Raw genomic sequence first — 14,290 nt, 5'->3', positions numbered from 1 at the left:
ATGGCATCGATACTAGATAAACATCAGATCCTCGAGAAGAACGCGACGCTTCTTCTCGTCGGCTCGCTGCTCGTCGTGAGCATAGGCGGCATCGTCGAAATCGCACCGCTGTTCTACCTGCAGAATACGATTGAAAAGGTGGAAGGCATGCGGCCGTATACGCCGCTCGAATTGGCCGGCCGGAACATCTACATCCGCGAAGGCTGCTACCTCTGCCACAGCCAGATGATCAGGCCCTTCCGCGACGAGGTCGAACGCTACGGCCATTACTCGCTCGCGGCCGAGTCCATGTACGATCATCCTTTCCAATGGGGATCCAAGCGAACCGGGCCGGATCTGGCCCGTGTCGGGGCACGTTACTCCAACGAATGGCATGTCCAGCATCTCGCGGATCCACGGGCGGTCGTGCCGGAGTCGATCATGCCGAGTTACGCCTTCCTCAAAGAGCAGAGGGTGACGGTCAAGGACGTGGGAATGGACCTGAAGGCCAACGAGGACGTGGGCGTGCCCTATAACGATGACATGCTGGCGAACGCGGAGGCCGACATGAAGGCCCAAGCCGATCCGAACGCAGATACGACGGCCCTGCTTGCCCGCTATCCGAAGGCGAAGACCGGCGATTTCGACGGCGATCCGGCTGCGCTGACCGAAATGGATGCCCTGGTGTCCTACCTGCAGATGCTCGGAACGTTGGTCGATTTCTCGACCTACGACGACGCGACCGGCTACCGATGAGGTGATCCATGGAAACCTATACTGCAATGAGACACTTCGCCGACAGTTGGGGCCTTGTGGCTATGACGGCATTCTTCGTCGGCGCGGTCGTGTTCGCCCTTCGCCCAGGCAGCAAGCAAACGGCGAAAGAGGCCGCCGATATTCCCTTGAAGGATGATTGAGATGTCGGAAAAACATATCGATGAAATGAGCGGCGTCGAAACGACCGGACATGAATGGGACGGCATCCGCGAACTCAACAATCCGATGCCCCGCTGGTGGGTGTGGACCTTCTACGTGACAATCTTGTGGGCTATCGGCTATGCCATCGCCTATCCGGCCATTCCGATGATCACTTCGGCCACAAAAGGCTATCTCGGCTATTCAACGCGTGCCGAGCTGCAGCAGGAGCTGGATCAGGCGAGGGCGTCGCAGACGACCCTGCATGATCTGATCGCCGCCAAGACGGTGCAGGAGATTGATTCCGATTCTGCCCTTCGCGAATTCGCGGTCGCCGGCGGCGCGTCTGCCTTCAAGGTGAACTGCGCGCCGTGCCACGGCTCGGGAGCAAGCGGCGGTCCGGGATTTCCGAACCTCAACGACGACGATTGGCTGTGGGGTGGAGACCTGGATGCCATCCAGGCGACCATCGCGCATGGAATTCGCTTCGACGAGGATACGGACACCCACGCTTCCGAAATGCCGGCTTTTACTGATGTCTTGGAACCCATCCAGATGAAGCAAGTCGCGGCTTACGTCTGGGGACTGACCAATACACCGTCGGACCCCGGTCTCGCAGAGGCCGGAAAACAGGTCTTCGTCGATAACTGTGCCGCATGTCACGGCGACGACGCCAAAGGAAAAGCCGAAATGGGCGCGCCGGATCTCGCCGATGCGATCTGGCTGAAGGCACGCGGCGAGGATGCGATCATCCGTCAGGTGGCCGGTCCCAAGCATGGCGTCATGCCGGCCTGGGCAGGGCGCCTCGGCGATACGACAATCAAGGAACTTACCATTTTCGTCCATTCGCTTGGCGGCGGGACGTGAGGAGAACAGCATGAGCAACCATGAACACAATCCGCTTCTAAGCTTGTACGGCGCTCCGCGCGCGGTCATCCACTCCCGTGTCTCGGCGCGGAACAAGCAGGAGGCTCCGCAGAGCGAGCAGGACGACTCTGAGAAGATCGGCAATTGCACGATCAGTTTGACCTCGCTCAAAGATCAGCCGACGACCCGCGGATAAAACTCTATTACGAGGACGTCCTAGCGGTCTCTCCCCGCGGTTCCTCGTAGGGCCACGCCTTCTCTTCCAGGGCGTGGCCAATTTTCCCGCCGTGCCGATCCTCGTCGGTTGGGCGCCCGAAGAATGAGAAACGGCTGGAGCTTCATCCTCGACCCTTCCCTTTGAGGGCCATGCCTCCTGTCCGGCGTGGCCCTTCTTTTTCCGATTGGATTCTTGACCTGGATCAAGGAGAGCCAGACCCGAAGGTGGGACAAGGAGGGGCAGAAACCGGAACGCCGTCATGAATCTCTATACAGCTCCTGATCCAAAAGATGTGCGCCGGATCGACGCCGAACCTGTGAACGCGCGCAAGAACCGCGAGCCGTTGTACGCAGCGCGAAAGAAGGTGTTCCCGAAGCGGGCGGAGGGACGATTCCGTCGGTTCAAGTGGATCGTGATGCTGATCACGCTCGGCATCTACTATCTGTCCCCCTGGATACGGTGGGATCGCGGTCCTTACGCGCCCGACCAGGCAATCCTCATCGACTTGTCCACGCGTCGGTTCTTCTTCTTCTTCATCGAGATCTGGCCGCAGGAATTCTACTACGTCGCCGGTCTTCTCGTCATGGCTGGGTTTGGACTGTTTCTCGTCACGTCCGCAGTTGGCCGCGCATGGTGCGGCTATGCCTGCCCGCAAACCGTCTGGGTCGATCTCTTCCTGGTCGTGGAACGGGCCATCGAGGGCGATCGCAATGCGAGAATGAAGCTCGACGCAGGCGCCTGGACTTTCGAAAAGATACGGAAGCGTCTCCTGAAGCATGCAATCTGGCTGATCATCGGTGTCGCGACGGGCGGCGCCTGGATCTTCTATTTTGCCGATGCGCCGACCCTCGTCGTCTCCTTCGTCACCGGCTCCGCGCCTGCCGTCGCCTACGCGACCGTCGCCACCCTGGCCGCCACCACCTATGTGCTTGGCGGTCTGATGCGCGAGCAGGTCTGCACGTACATGTGCCCATGGCCGCGCATCCAGGGCGCGATGCTGGATGAGAACTCCCTTGTGGTGACCTACAACGACTGGCGTGGCGAGCAGCGGTCGCGTCACGCGAAGAAGGCGCAGGCACTGGGGCAGCCGGTCGGCGACTGCGTCGACTGCAACGCGTGCGTGGCGGTCTGTCCGATGGGAATAGACATCCGCGACGGGCAGCAGATGGAGTGCATCACATGCGCTCTCTGCATCGATGCATGCGACGGCGTCATGGATAAGCTCGGCAAGCCCCGCGGTCTCATTGCCTATGCGACACTCAGCGAATATGCCGGAAACATGTCGATCGCGACGGACGGCGGGATGAAACCCGTACAGCCGGCGAAGGTCCGTAATCCCGATGGATCCTTCGTAGACGGCGTCAGGCACTTCGACTGGCGTATCATCTTCCGTCCGCGCATACTGTTCTACGCCACCGTCTGGAGCCTGATCGGCATTGCCATGGTAGTGCACCTGTCGATGCGGGGCCGTCTCGAACTCAACGTCGTTCATGACCGGAACCCACAGTACGTCCTGGAGAGCGAGGGTTCCATTCGCAACGGATATACGCTGCGAGTTCTCAACATGGTTCCCGCCCCCAGAAAGATCGAATTGAAGATCTCCGGTCTGGAGGGTGCGACGATGCGGATCCCGGAACTCGGCAAGGCTGAGGCCCGCAGCTTCACCATCGACGCCGCCCCTGACGTCGCTACGACCCTGAAGGTCTTCGTGACGAACCGGACCGGTGCCGACGTCATCGACGAGTTCCTCTTCACGGTGGAGGATTCGGAGCACGCCGACAGGGCCACCTACCGCGCTGCGTTCAATTCTCCAGGAGCCGCAAGATGAGCATTCCATCGAAAGAATTCACGGGCCGGCACATGCTGATGACCACGGTCGCCTTCTTCACCGTCGTGATCGGCGTGAACGTGACCATGGCCCTCTACGCGTCCTCGAGTTGGAGTGGACTGGTCGTCGAGAACACCTACGTCGCCAGCCAGGAGTTCAACCGCAAGGCCGCCGAAGCGAAGACGATGGCGGCCTCCGGCGTCGTCGGCAAGCTCTCTTTTCTGCATGGCGCGATCCACTACGACATCCGCAACCGCGACGGCTCACCCGCCGCGGTCGACGAGGTCGCCGCGAATTTCAAGCGACCCGTCGGTGACCATGAGGACTTCCATGTCGCCTTCGCCAAAGTGAGCGAAGGCAGGTTCGAAGCGACCCACCGGCTGACTTCGGGAGACTGGATCGTCGAGATTGTCTCTCGCCGCGACGGCAAGGTCGTCATGCACGAGGCCGACCGGATCGATACCGGAGGATCTGGCCAATGACATGCTGCGCAATGAATGCCGAAGGCGTGTTGGCGATGAGCGCGAGATCCTTCAGCGCAGAGGAGATAGCGCTCGCCAGCCATTCATTAGGCGACGGGCTTCAGCAGCTTGAGCTCAGCGTACCCGATGCCCACTGTGGCGGCTGCATCTCGTCCATAGAGACCGCGCTCTCGGCATTGCCGTTCGTCCGCACGGCCCGCGTCAACCTGACGTCGCGCCGCGTCACATGCGTCTATGCCGAGATGGACGATGGCGCGCGAATCGATCCGACCGGCATAGTTTCTGCGATAGCCGCCGCTGGCTACAGCGCACATCTGTCCACAGCAAACGCCGCAGAGACCGATGGCGCCAGGAACCAGCTTTTGCTGGCGGTCGGCATTTCGGGATTCGCGGCCGCCAACATCATGCTACTTTCGGTTTCGGTCTGGTCCGGCGCGGACGCCGCGACAAGGGATCTTTTCCACTGGATCTCGGCGATGATCGCGGCCCCCGCACTTGTCTACGCCGGACGGTTTTTCTTCCAGTCCGCGTGGAACGCGCTCAAGCATGGCCGGACCAACATGGACGTTCCCATCTCGCTGGCAGTGACGCTCTCCTACGCCGTCTCGTTATGGGAGACGGCGCACCACGGAGAGCACGCATGGTTCGACGCCACGGTCTCCCTCCTGTTTTTTCTTCTGATCGGCAGAACCTTAGACCATGTCATGCGGGAAAAGGCCCGCGCTGCGATCAACGGACTGGCGAGGCTCGCGCCGCGCGGAGCGCTTCTCCTGTCATGCGATGGATCGCGTCGATACGTATCCGTCGCTGAAATCGCAGTGGGTAGCGAAATCCTGATCGCGCCGGGGGATCGCATCCCTGTCGACGGGGTCGTCTTGAGCGGAGAAAGCGATCTGGACCTGTCGATCGTGACCGGCGAAAGCAGTCCCGTCGCGATCGCAAAGGGTGGCGAAGTCGCTTCGGGGGCCATGAATCTTACGGGCGCATTAGTCGTTCAGGCGACGAAGCTCGCCCGGAATTCTCTGCTCGCGGAGATAATTTCCCTGATGGAGGCGGCTGAGGGCGGCAGGGCCGGCTACAGACGCATCGCCGATCGCGCCGCGGCGCTTTACTCGCCGGTAGTGCATCTGCTGGCGGCAATCTCCTTCCTTGGGTGGGGTCTATTGGGAGGGGACTGGAAACAGGCCATGCTGGTCGCCGTTGCAGTGCTGATTATCACTTGCCCATGCGCGCTGGGACTTGCTGTTCCAGTGGTCCAGGTCGTGGCTGCGGGACATCTTTTCCGCAAGGGCGTAATGGTGAAGGATGGCTCCGCGCTTGAACGGCTGGCCGAGATCGACACCGTAGCCTTCGACAAGACCGGGACGCTCACCATCGGCCGGCCGAGGCTTGTTCGGACTGAAACATCCCATGAGGCGTCCGTTGCCACTGCGGCAGGTCTCGCGATTCATTCGAGGCATCCTTTGTCTCAGGCCTTGGCGCGCGATCTTGCCGCCACTGCAGCACAGTTCGATCGCGTGACCGAAATTCCCGGCGGAGGGCTCGAAGGTTTGCGGGGGGATTCGGTCTACCGACTGGGCAACGCAGCGTTCGCCGGCGTTCCCGCTTCTACTCCGGCCGCCGGAGGCTCGCTGTCGGAGGTCGTGCTTGCAATCAACGGTTCTGTTCTAGCGCGCTTCTTTTTGGAGGACACCCTTCGGCCGGGCGCTGCGGAGGCGGTCAGACAGCTCGCCGGCGCCGGGTTGCATACACTGATCCTTTCCGGCGACCGCCGCAGTGTGGTCGACGGCGTGGCCCGTCTTGTCGGAATCCAGCGCGCGCTCGGAGCTCTCACGCCGAAGGCAAAGGTCGAGGAGTGCCAGCGACTGGCGGGCGACGGTCGCAAGGTGCTGATGGTGGGCGACGGGATCAACGACGCCCCCGCGCTCGCAGCCGCTCATGTCTCGATGGCGCCGGCGAGCGCATCGGACATTGGCCGACAGGCATCCGATCTCGTGTTCTTCAGCGAGCGGCTCGACGCCGTTCCTGAGGCGATCCGCATTGCAAGACGTTCGGCAACCCTCATACGACAGAATTTCGCACTCGCCATTGCCTACAACGTCCTGGCGGTTCCGATCGCCATCGCCGGGCTGGCGACGCCACTGATCGCGGCGGTGGCGATGTCGACGTCCTCGATCATCGTTGTCAGCAACGCCTTAAGGCTTAACTCGCCAGGCACCCGCGCGCGTGCCGTAAAGGCGCAGCGGCCGGCCGCCTCCACAGGGGAAATCCCGGCATGAACATGCTGATCTATCTCATTCCAATAGCTCTCGTCATGGGAGGCGTAGGCCTTACAGCCTTTCTCTGGTCGCTTAAGAGCGGCCAATACGACGATCTCCAAGGCGCAGCGTGGCGGGTGCTCGCCGATGACGAGATCGATCCACCGCTTCACTAGGTCCGCGGAAAAGGAGGAGAATTGATGTTAGCGATGGACGAATTTCTGGGACGGCTGGAGCTCTTCGAAGGTCTGGACGCCAAAGACTCAAACAGCATTCTGGGGCTGGCCGAACTGAGGTCATTTTCGCCAAACGAAGACATCGTCGGCGAGGGGCAGCCGGGCTCTCACCTCTTCTGCGTCCTGACCGGGCTCGTCCGACTGACCAAGAGGGAATCGTCGGGACGGGAGGTGGACGTGTGCGTCTGCGAGCCGGGGGACGCATTTGGCGAATACTTGGTACCGTGTGAGGACGGAAGCTACGAGCACGGCGCCAAGGCGGCCGAATTCACCGAGGTCGTCATGTTCGACTTGGCCGGACTGAGGGCGCTTGCGAACGATCGTCAGGCGATCCAGCGTAATATCATGCGCATTATGGCGCGACATCTGCTCGGCGCGTTCAACTGCATTGCCGGCGATCGGCTGCACACCGCCGCTCAAAGGGTCGCCAACTACTTTCTTAGCCGCTGCCTGGCCACCACGTCGCAGGTGACTTTCCGTCTTCCATATCAGAAACGTGTCCTTGCAGGGAAGCTCGGGCTGGCTCCGGAGGCATTGTCGAGGGCCTTTGCTGCGCTCGCCGAAGTTGGAGTGGATGTGAGGGGGCGGACGGTCCGCATCGAGAGCATGGCCATGCTTCGCCTGGCCTGCTGAGCCAGGCGTGACGTCGAAGCGCGGGAACCGCTCGGCTAGGTCGACGGCCTGGCGCTCGTTCGAGGGTCTCTCGACGGACTCCACTTTTCAGGGGGTTGGTCTAGCGAACCCATAGCGCTTTCGACAATCCTGAATTATGTCTTCTGTGACAACGGCGGCAGTAGGACTAGCGCAGGATATGGAACTCGATCGAATTCTGGTTGTCGACGACGACGCCCGGATAAGGCAGATGCTTGTACGATATTTCGAGGACAACGGATATCGAGTAACTGCGGTTGGCAACGGGGCGGCCATGCGAAGCGAGATGACAAAGGCTCCATATGCCGCCGTATTCCTGGATCTGGTTCTGCCAAATGGCGAGAATGGCCTTGAGCTTTTGAAAGAACTCAGAAGCGCCTCCGACGTCCCGGTGCTGATGCTCACGGGGCAGGACGACGTGACCGACAAGGTCGTGGGGCTTGAAGTGGGCGCCGACGACTACATCGCCAAACCCTTTCACCTTCGTGAACTGCTTGCGCGGCTGCGGACTGTTCTTCGAAGGCGCTCCGCCGCCGGACCGACGTCCAGCGCCAGAATTTCGGTCGACGATGTCTTGCAGTTCGACGGGTGGCGGCTCGACGTGGCGCGCCGAAGGCTGACCGCGCCGACCGGCAACGATGTTCCCCTCACGACGGGCGAGTTCGACATGCTATTGGTTTTCGCTCGCAATCCTGGGCGGGTTCTGACGCGGGATACCTTGATGGACCAGACGAGAAACCGCAGTCTGGAGGCGTTCGACCGAGTGATCGACGCGCAGATCGTGCGCCTTCGCAAGAAAATCGAGGCCGATCCCAAGGAACCTGCGTTGATCCAGTCGGTGAGGGGCGTGGGCTATGTATTCACCGGCAAAAGTGTCTAACCTGACGGATAATTGATCCGCGTCAAAGTACGCCTCGGTCCGTGCCGCTACGGTGGCGTGGTAAAATTGGCGTCTGAGATCATGATTATTTGGTTATCGTTTGCGGTCCTAGCTACTGCGACCACGGCAGCGCTGCTGCACGCGCTATCGTCGAGCCGCGCACGCCCTGTCCGGGATAATTCGAATGCTACGCGAGTCTATCGCGACCAGCTTCTAGAACTGGACAGCGAGCTGACGGCCGGTCGCATCATGCAGGGTGAATATGAGTTGGCGAAGGCGGAAACCGCGAGACGCCTCTTCAAGGCAGCCGACGACAATACTCCAGGCGGCGAGCCCCCATCGAGAATCAATGCCGCAGTTCGGCTGTCCATCGTCGCGTTCCTGCCCCTGCTGAGCATAGGGATGTATGTGGCCCTTGGTCGGCCGGAACTGCCGTCGATGCCGCTGCAGAAGCGTTTAGACAATCCGGACCGGGATCTCGCTGTTTTGGTCAGGAAGAGCGAGATGCACCTGGCCAGATACCCGGAAGACGGCCGAGGATGGGACGTGATCGCGCCGGTCTATCTACGACTAAACCGCGCGGACGACGCCGAAAAGGCCTACCGCAACGCCATCAGGCAGCTCGGGCTCAACGCCGGCCGTCTTCGGGGAATGGCCGAAGCGCTGATGGCGGAGTCGAACGGCAAGATTACCGAGGAGACGCGCCAGACGCTGGAGCGGTCGCTGTCGATCGAGCCGAACAATCCTCGCACACGATTCTACATCGCGCTCGGTATGGAACAGGCGGGAAAGATGGCGGATGCGAGGGCGGCCTTCGAAGCGATCGTCAAGGATTCGCCGGCCGATGCACCCTGGCTGCCGCTGGTCAACCAGCATATCGCCATGAACGGCGGCGCGCCGGCAGGCCCTGACGTCAATCCGGGCGCCGGTGCGGCTGCTCCCGGCAATCCCACGCAGCAGGATGTGACGGCGGCCGAGACCATGAACGCCGGCGACCGGCAGCAGATGATCCGCGGCATGGTCGAAAGCCTCGATGCCAAGCTCAGCGAGGATCCGAACAATTTCGAGGGATGGATGCGGCTCGTCCGCTCTTATGCCGTTTTGAACGACAAGGATCGCGCCGCCGGCGCCCTGAAGCGCGGGCTTGCGGCCTTTCCGCCGCCCGGCGAACAGGGCAGGCAATTGCTGGCGCTGGCCAGGGAACTCGGCATAGCCCCGGAGGGAGCGACGCAATGACGCGCAAGCAGAAACGCCTGGCGGTGATTGCAGGCGGGATGGGCTTCATTGCCGCCGCCGTGCTGCTGGTGATGTTCGCCTTCAGCCAGTCGGTCGCCTATTTCTACATGCCGGCGGATCTCGCCAAGACGCCGGTGGCGCCGGAAACCCGCATTCGCCTTGGCGGCCTGGTCGGTGAGGGCAGCGTCGTGCGCGGCACCGGCTCGACGGTGGAATTTGCCGTGACCGACGGCAGCGCCAACGCCGTGAAGGTCAAATATACCGGCATCCTGCCCGATCTCTTCCGCGAGGGCCAGGGCGTCGTCACCGAGGGCATGTTCACTGCCGGAACGACCATCTTCGTCGCCGACACCGTGCTTGCCAAGCATGACGAGACCTATATGCCGAAGGACGTGGCCGACGGGCTGAAAGCCCAGGGATTGTGGAAGGAAGGGCAAGGCCAGGAAGGTCCTGGGAAGCAAGGCCCAGGAAAGGAAAGCCAAGCGCAGGAAGTGAAGGCGACGCCATGATCATCGAGATCGGCCACTACGCGCTGGTGCTGGCACTGGCCACGGCGCTCATCCTTTCCATCGTGCCGGTGATCGGAGCCCGCCGTCACGACCGGGCGATGATGGATGTGGCGACGGTCGGCTCGCTGGCGATGTTTGCGCTTGTGGCCTTCTCCTTCGCCGTGCTGACCTATGCCCATGTCGTCTCGGATTTCTCGGTCGAAAACGTCTGGGAGAATTCGCATTCGCTGGTGCCGCTGATCTACAAATACTCTGGCGTCTGGGGCAATCACGAGGGATCGATGATGCTCTGGCTGCTGATCCTGACGCTGTTCAGCGCGCTGGTCGCCGTCTTCGGCCGCAATCTGCCGGAGACGCTGAAGGCCAATGTGCTTGCCGTGCAGGCCTGGATTTCGGTCGCCTTCACGCTGTTCATTCTGTTGACCTCCAATCCCTTTCTGCGGCTCGATCCGGCGCCGGCCGAGGGCCGCGATCTCAACCCGGTGCTTCAGGATGTCGGTCTGGCGATCCACCCGCCGCTGCTCTATCTCGGTTATGTCGGCTTCTCGGTCTGCTTCTCCTTTGCCGTCGCTGCCCTCCTGGAAGGACGCATCGACGCCGCCTGGGCGCGCTGGGTGCGGCCCTGGACGCTGGCGGCCTGGACCTTCCTGACGCTCGGCATCGCCATGGGCTCCTACTGGGCCTATTACGAGCTCGGCTGGGGCGGTTGGTGGTTCTGGGACCCGGTGGAAAACGCCTCCTTCATGCCATGGCTGGCCGGCACCGCGCTGCTGCATTCGGCGCTTGTCATGGAAAAACGCGAGGCGCTGAAGATCTGGACGGTGCTGCTCGCCATCCTCACCTTCTCGCTGTCGCTGATGGGCACCTTCCTGGTGCGCTCCGGCGTGCTGACCTCGGTGCATGCCTTTGCCAGCGACCCCTCCCGCGGCGTCTTCATTCTCTGTATCTTGCTGATCTTCATCGGCGGGGCGCTGTCGCTGTTTGCCTTCCGCGCGCCGAAGCTGTCGGCCGGCGGGCTGTTTGCGCCGATCTCGCGCGAGGGCGCGCTCGTCGTCAACAATCTGATCCTGACGGTCGCCTGCGGCACGGTGCTGACCGGCACGCTCTATCCGCTGCTCTTGGAAACGCTGACCGGCGACAAGATCTCCGTCGGGCCGCCCTTCTTCAATCTGACCTTCGGCCTGCTGATGGCACCGCTGATCGTCATCGTGCCGTTCGGGCCGATGCTGGCCTGGAAGCGCGGCGATCTGCTCGGTGCGCTGCAGCGGCTTTATGTCGTCGCAGGTCTCGCCTTCCTTGCCGCACTGATCTTCTTCTATATCGAACATGGCGGGCCGGTGCTTGCCGTCCTCGGCCTGGCTACCGGGCTGTTCCTCATCCTCGGTGCGGTGGCCGATCTCTGGTATCGCGCCGGCATCGGCAAGGTGGCGGGCAGCCTTGCCTGGCGGCGGCTTTCCGGCCTGCCGCGTTCGGCCTTCGGCACGGCGCTAGCCCATGCCGGGCTCGGCGTCACCGTGCTCGGCATCGTCGCGGTGACGACGTTTGAGAGCGAGCATGTCATCGAGATGAAGCCCGGCGAGGTGACCGAGGCCGGCGGTTACAGCCTGCATTTCGACGGCATGCAGCCGGGGACCGGGCCGAACTATACCGAGGAGCGCGGCCACTTCACCATCCGCCGTGCCGGTGTCGCGGTTGCCGATACCTGGTCGGCCAAGCGGCTCTATACCGCCCGGCAGATGCCGACGACGGAGGCTGGTATTCTGACCTTCGGGCTCAGCCAGCTCTATGTCTCGCTCGGTGACGCCACCAAGGACGGCGGCATCGTCGTGCGCATCTGGTGGAAGCCGTTCATTCTCTGCATCTGGGGCGGCGCGGTGATCATGGCCTTCGGCGGCCTGGTTTCGCTCAGCGACCGGCGGCTGCGTGTCGGCGCGCCGCGCCGCAAGGCGAAACCGGCAAGGCCGGCAGCTGCTGCAATGGAGCCGGCCGAATGATGCGGCGTCTGCTCCTGGCTGTCGCTTTGCTCCTGATGCCCGTCCCCGCCTTTGCCGTCAATCCCGACGAGGTGCTGGCCGATCCGGCGCTCGAGGCCCGCGCCCGCGCGCTTTCGGCGGAACTGCGCTGCATGGTCTGCCAGAACCAGTCGATCGACGATTCCAATGCCGATCTCGCCAAGGACCTGCGCCTGCTGGTGCGCGAGCGCATCACCGATGGCGACAGCGATGAGGCGGTGCTGAACTACATCGTCTCGCGCTACGGCGAGTTCGTGCTTTTGAAGCCGCGTGTCAGCATGAAGACGGGGCTGCTCTGGGGCGCACCGCTGCTGCTGGTGCTTGCCGGCGGGCTGTCACTGTTGGTCTTTGCCCGCAACAGGGCCGGCAAGCCGACCGGCAGCAAGCTGACGGCCGATGAACAAGCGAAGCTGAGCGAGATGCTTCACAGAGATCGCACTATTTGACGGAGATCAATGGCGGCTCGACGCGGTCGTCCTATCGTCGTCGCAGCAACAATTCCTATAGACGAGGCAGGACAATGCAGGCGAAGGACATAATGACCACTCATGTGGTGTCGATCGGTCCAGCGGTCGGTATACGCCACGCCGTCGCTGTCATGATGCAAAACAAGGTCAGCGGCCTTCCCGTCGTCGACAACGGAGGCCGCGTCTGCGGAATGATCACGGAAGGCGATCTGCTGATGCGGAAAGAGATTCGGTTCCCGTCCCGTTCGATCCGCGCATCCGAGATCGATCTTGAGCGATATATTTCCAGCAATGGCTGGTGTGTCGCAGATGTCATGTCCCAAGACGTGATCGTAGCGCGCCCGGACAGCGAGGTATCGGATATCGCCGAAAGCCTCCAGGCGCACCGCATCAAGCGGCTGCCTATCATCGAAAATGGGCGCCTTGTCGGGATCGTCAGCCGCCGGGACATCCTCGGCCTGATCATCGACGCCCAGACGGCGCCGCTGCCAAAAGGAGATGAATCGATCAGGCTGGCTGTCCGGACGCGCCTGAGGTCAGACTTGGGGATAACGCCCCAGAAGGTCCAGGTAACGGTCAAGAACGGCCAAGTGACGCTCGATGGCAACGTGGAGTCGGAACTGAAGCAAAAGGCTGTTCGCACCCTGGTCGAGAGCCTGGGTCTCGGCGCCTATCGTGACCGGCTGCAGATCACCCGGCTGACTGGCACCGAGATGGACTGAGACGGCGACTCATTGCTGGCGCGCTTGTCGTCGGCGACTCCTCCGTAGCCAACGTGCGGATATGATCGCAAGCTCGCACTCTGCGCCGTGCCCAGCACCAATGCAGGCGATCTGCACATCGCTAAACAGGCGACTTGAGGGGACAGGTGCACTTGACGCGAGGAGGCTCGCTCGGCATCGCGCCGCGACACCCAGCGAGCCTCTGTCAAGTTTCCCCCCTTGACACGGGAAAATCCCGACCCGCCAAACCGAGATACTCAATAGGCGAGGCCGCTTCTTTGATGGAGGTCAAACACGGCTGAATGAGGCAGCGCTCATTCGGCGGCGATGATCTCTTCCAAAGCGGGCAGAATATCCATCGTTAGGCCTTTCTCGTCGATCGGTCCGACATGTCTCAAGACGATTCGTCCCGCACGATCGATAACGAATGTTTCCGGGACGCCGTAGACTCCCCAGTCGATCGAGCTTCTTCCCGTGGTGTCGATTCCGACAGCGGCGAACGGATTGCCATTTTCACGGAGGAAGGCGAGGGCCTTTCCTGGCGCATCCTTGTAGTTGACGCCTACGAGCTTGATGCGCGGATTCTTGGCCAGTTCCATCAGCGCCGGGTGTTCGAGCCGACAAGGAACGCACCAGGACGCGAAGATATTGACGACGGTGATATGACCATCGAGCGGGCGGTCGTACAGGCCCGGCACGTCCAGACCGGCAAGTGGCGCAAGATCGAGGGCTGGATGTCGACGTCCCACGAGAGCCGAGGGAATCGCGGAATGAGCGTAACCTTCTGCGGATTTGCGATACAGCGTATTAGCAACGGCACCGGCAATTCCTAGAAACGCGACAAGCGGAAATGCGGCGAGGGCGTACCGACGCATCTAGCAATCTCCGCCAATTGGCCGACGTCGCGCGGCAGCAAGCGCCTCGATCTGACGGCGGTAGCGTCGGCCTGAGAGCCAGACCTTCAACGTCGCCGTGACCATGACCGCGAAGGTGAGCAAGTATGCTGCAAGAACATAGTGTTCGTGGTTCAT

Annotated in this window: 17 protein-coding genes; 15 read left to right on the top strand and 2 right to left on the bottom strand. The window is 61.9% G+C overall.

From position 1 onward, the window contains the following. From ccoO to N1937_RS28455, 15 genes are all read left to right on the top strand, one after another. Entirely contained in the window at window positions 1–735 is a 735-nt protein-coding gene (ccoO, locus tag N1937_RS28525) for a cytochrome-c oxidase, cbb3-type subunit II (RefSeq protein ID WP_003549661.1), read from the top strand. Window positions 736–743: 8 nt separating this feature from the next. Continuing rightward, complete coding sequence (locus N1937_RS28520; protein WP_260059773.1) at window positions 744–896, top strand: cbb3-type cytochrome c oxidase subunit 3; 153 nt, start codon at window positions 744–746, stop codon at window positions 894–896. A 1-nt stretch (window position 897) separates the two neighbouring features. Further along, window positions 898–1,761, top strand: a complete 864-nt coding sequence (ccoP, locus tag N1937_RS28515) for a cytochrome-c oxidase, cbb3-type subunit III (protein WP_260059772.1) — start codon at window positions 898–900, stop codon at window positions 1,759–1,761. Between the two features lie 10 nt (window positions 1,762–1,771). Continuing rightward, the gene (locus N1937_RS28510) at window positions 1,772–1,957 is read left to right on the top strand and encodes a hypothetical protein (protein WP_260059770.1); all 186 of its coding nucleotides are present in this window, start codon (window positions 1,772–1,774) and stop codon (window positions 1,955–1,957) included. Between the two features lie 280 nt (window positions 1,958–2,237). After that, window positions 2,238–3,806 carry a cytochrome c oxidase accessory protein CcoG gene (ccoG, locus tag N1937_RS28505; protein ID WP_260059769.1) on the top strand — a complete coding sequence of 523 codons (1,569 nt, stop codon included), beginning with the start codon at window positions 2,238–2,240 and terminating at the stop codon, window positions 3,804–3,806. Further along, window positions 3,803–4,288, top strand: a complete 486-nt coding sequence (locus tag N1937_RS28500; RefSeq protein ID WP_260059768.1) for a FixH family protein — start codon at window positions 3,803–3,805, stop codon at window positions 4,286–4,288. The genes ccoG and N1937_RS28500 overlap by 4 nt, the downstream gene beginning before the upstream one ends. Next, entirely contained in the window at window positions 4,285–6,567 is a 2,283-nt protein-coding gene (locus tag N1937_RS28495) for a cation-translocating P-type ATPase (RefSeq protein ID WP_260059766.1), read from the top strand. Before N1937_RS28500 ends, N1937_RS28495 begins: the two co-directional genes overlap by 4 nt. Next, window positions 6,564–6,722 carry a cbb3-type cytochrome oxidase assembly protein CcoS gene (gene ccoS, locus N1937_RS28490; RefSeq protein ID WP_131605978.1) on the top strand — a complete coding sequence of 53 codons (159 nt, stop codon included), beginning with the start codon at window positions 6,564–6,566 and terminating at the stop codon, window positions 6,720–6,722. The genes N1937_RS28495 and ccoS overlap by 4 nt, the downstream gene beginning before the upstream one ends. Before the next feature lie 24 nt (window positions 6,723–6,746). After that, complete coding sequence (locus tag N1937_RS28485) at window positions 6,747–7,415, top strand: Crp/Fnr family transcriptional regulator (protein WP_260059763.1); 669 nt, start codon at window positions 6,747–6,749, stop codon at window positions 7,413–7,415. A 178-nt stretch (window positions 7,416–7,593) separates the two neighbouring features. Further along, entirely contained in the window at window positions 7,594–8,313 is a 720-nt protein-coding gene (locus N1937_RS28480) for a response regulator (protein ID WP_260059762.1), read from the top strand. Between the two features lie 81 nt (window positions 8,314–8,394). Beyond that, the gene (ccmI, locus tag N1937_RS28475) at window positions 8,395–9,549 is read left to right on the top strand and encodes a c-type cytochrome biogenesis protein CcmI (protein WP_260059760.1); all 1,155 of its coding nucleotides are present in this window, start codon (window positions 8,395–8,397) and stop codon (window positions 9,547–9,549) included. Beyond that, window positions 9,546–10,058 carry a cytochrome c maturation protein CcmE gene (gene ccmE / locus N1937_RS28470; RefSeq protein ID WP_260059759.1) on the top strand — a complete coding sequence of 171 codons (513 nt, stop codon included), beginning with the start codon at window positions 9,546–9,548 and terminating at the stop codon, window positions 10,056–10,058. Before ccmI ends, ccmE begins: the two co-directional genes overlap by 4 nt. Next, window positions 10,055–12,052 carry a heme lyase CcmF/NrfE family subunit gene (locus tag N1937_RS28465; RefSeq protein WP_260059758.1) on the top strand — a complete coding sequence of 666 codons (1,998 nt, stop codon included), beginning with the start codon at window positions 10,055–10,057 and terminating at the stop codon, window positions 12,050–12,052. Before ccmE ends, N1937_RS28465 begins: the two co-directional genes overlap by 4 nt. Further along, on the top strand, window positions 12,049–12,516 hold the full coding sequence (locus N1937_RS28460; protein ID WP_260059757.1) for a cytochrome c-type biogenesis protein: 468 nt from the start codon (window positions 12,049–12,051) through the stop codon (window positions 12,514–12,516). The genes N1937_RS28465 and N1937_RS28460 overlap by 4 nt, the downstream gene beginning before the upstream one ends. A 74-nt stretch (window positions 12,517–12,590) precedes the next feature. Beyond that, the gene (locus N1937_RS28455) at window positions 12,591–13,259 is read left to right on the top strand and encodes a CBS domain-containing protein (RefSeq protein WP_260059756.1); all 669 of its coding nucleotides are present in this window, start codon (window positions 12,591–12,593) and stop codon (window positions 13,257–13,259) included. 314 nt (window positions 13,260–13,573) lie between these two features. Here N1937_RS28455 and N1937_RS28450 read toward each other — a convergent pair whose 3' ends face one another. After that, window positions 13,574–14,134, bottom strand: coding sequence for a DsbE family thiol:disulfide interchange protein (locus tag N1937_RS28450; protein WP_260059755.1), 561 nt, complete (start codon window positions 14,132–14,134; stop codon window positions 13,574–13,576). Then, complete coding sequence (ccmD, locus tag N1937_RS28445; protein ID WP_260059754.1) at window positions 14,135–14,290, bottom strand: heme exporter protein CcmD; 156 nt, start codon at window positions 14,288–14,290, stop codon at window positions 14,135–14,137. It abuts the gene before it with no gap.

It is taken from the genome of Rhizobium sp. WSM4643 (genome assembly GCF_025152745.1).
Taxonomy (GTDB): domain Bacteria; phylum Pseudomonadota; class Alphaproteobacteria; order Rhizobiales; family Rhizobiaceae; genus Rhizobium; species Rhizobium leguminosarum_I.
This window is presented reverse-complemented; position numbering and strand designations above follow the sequence as displayed.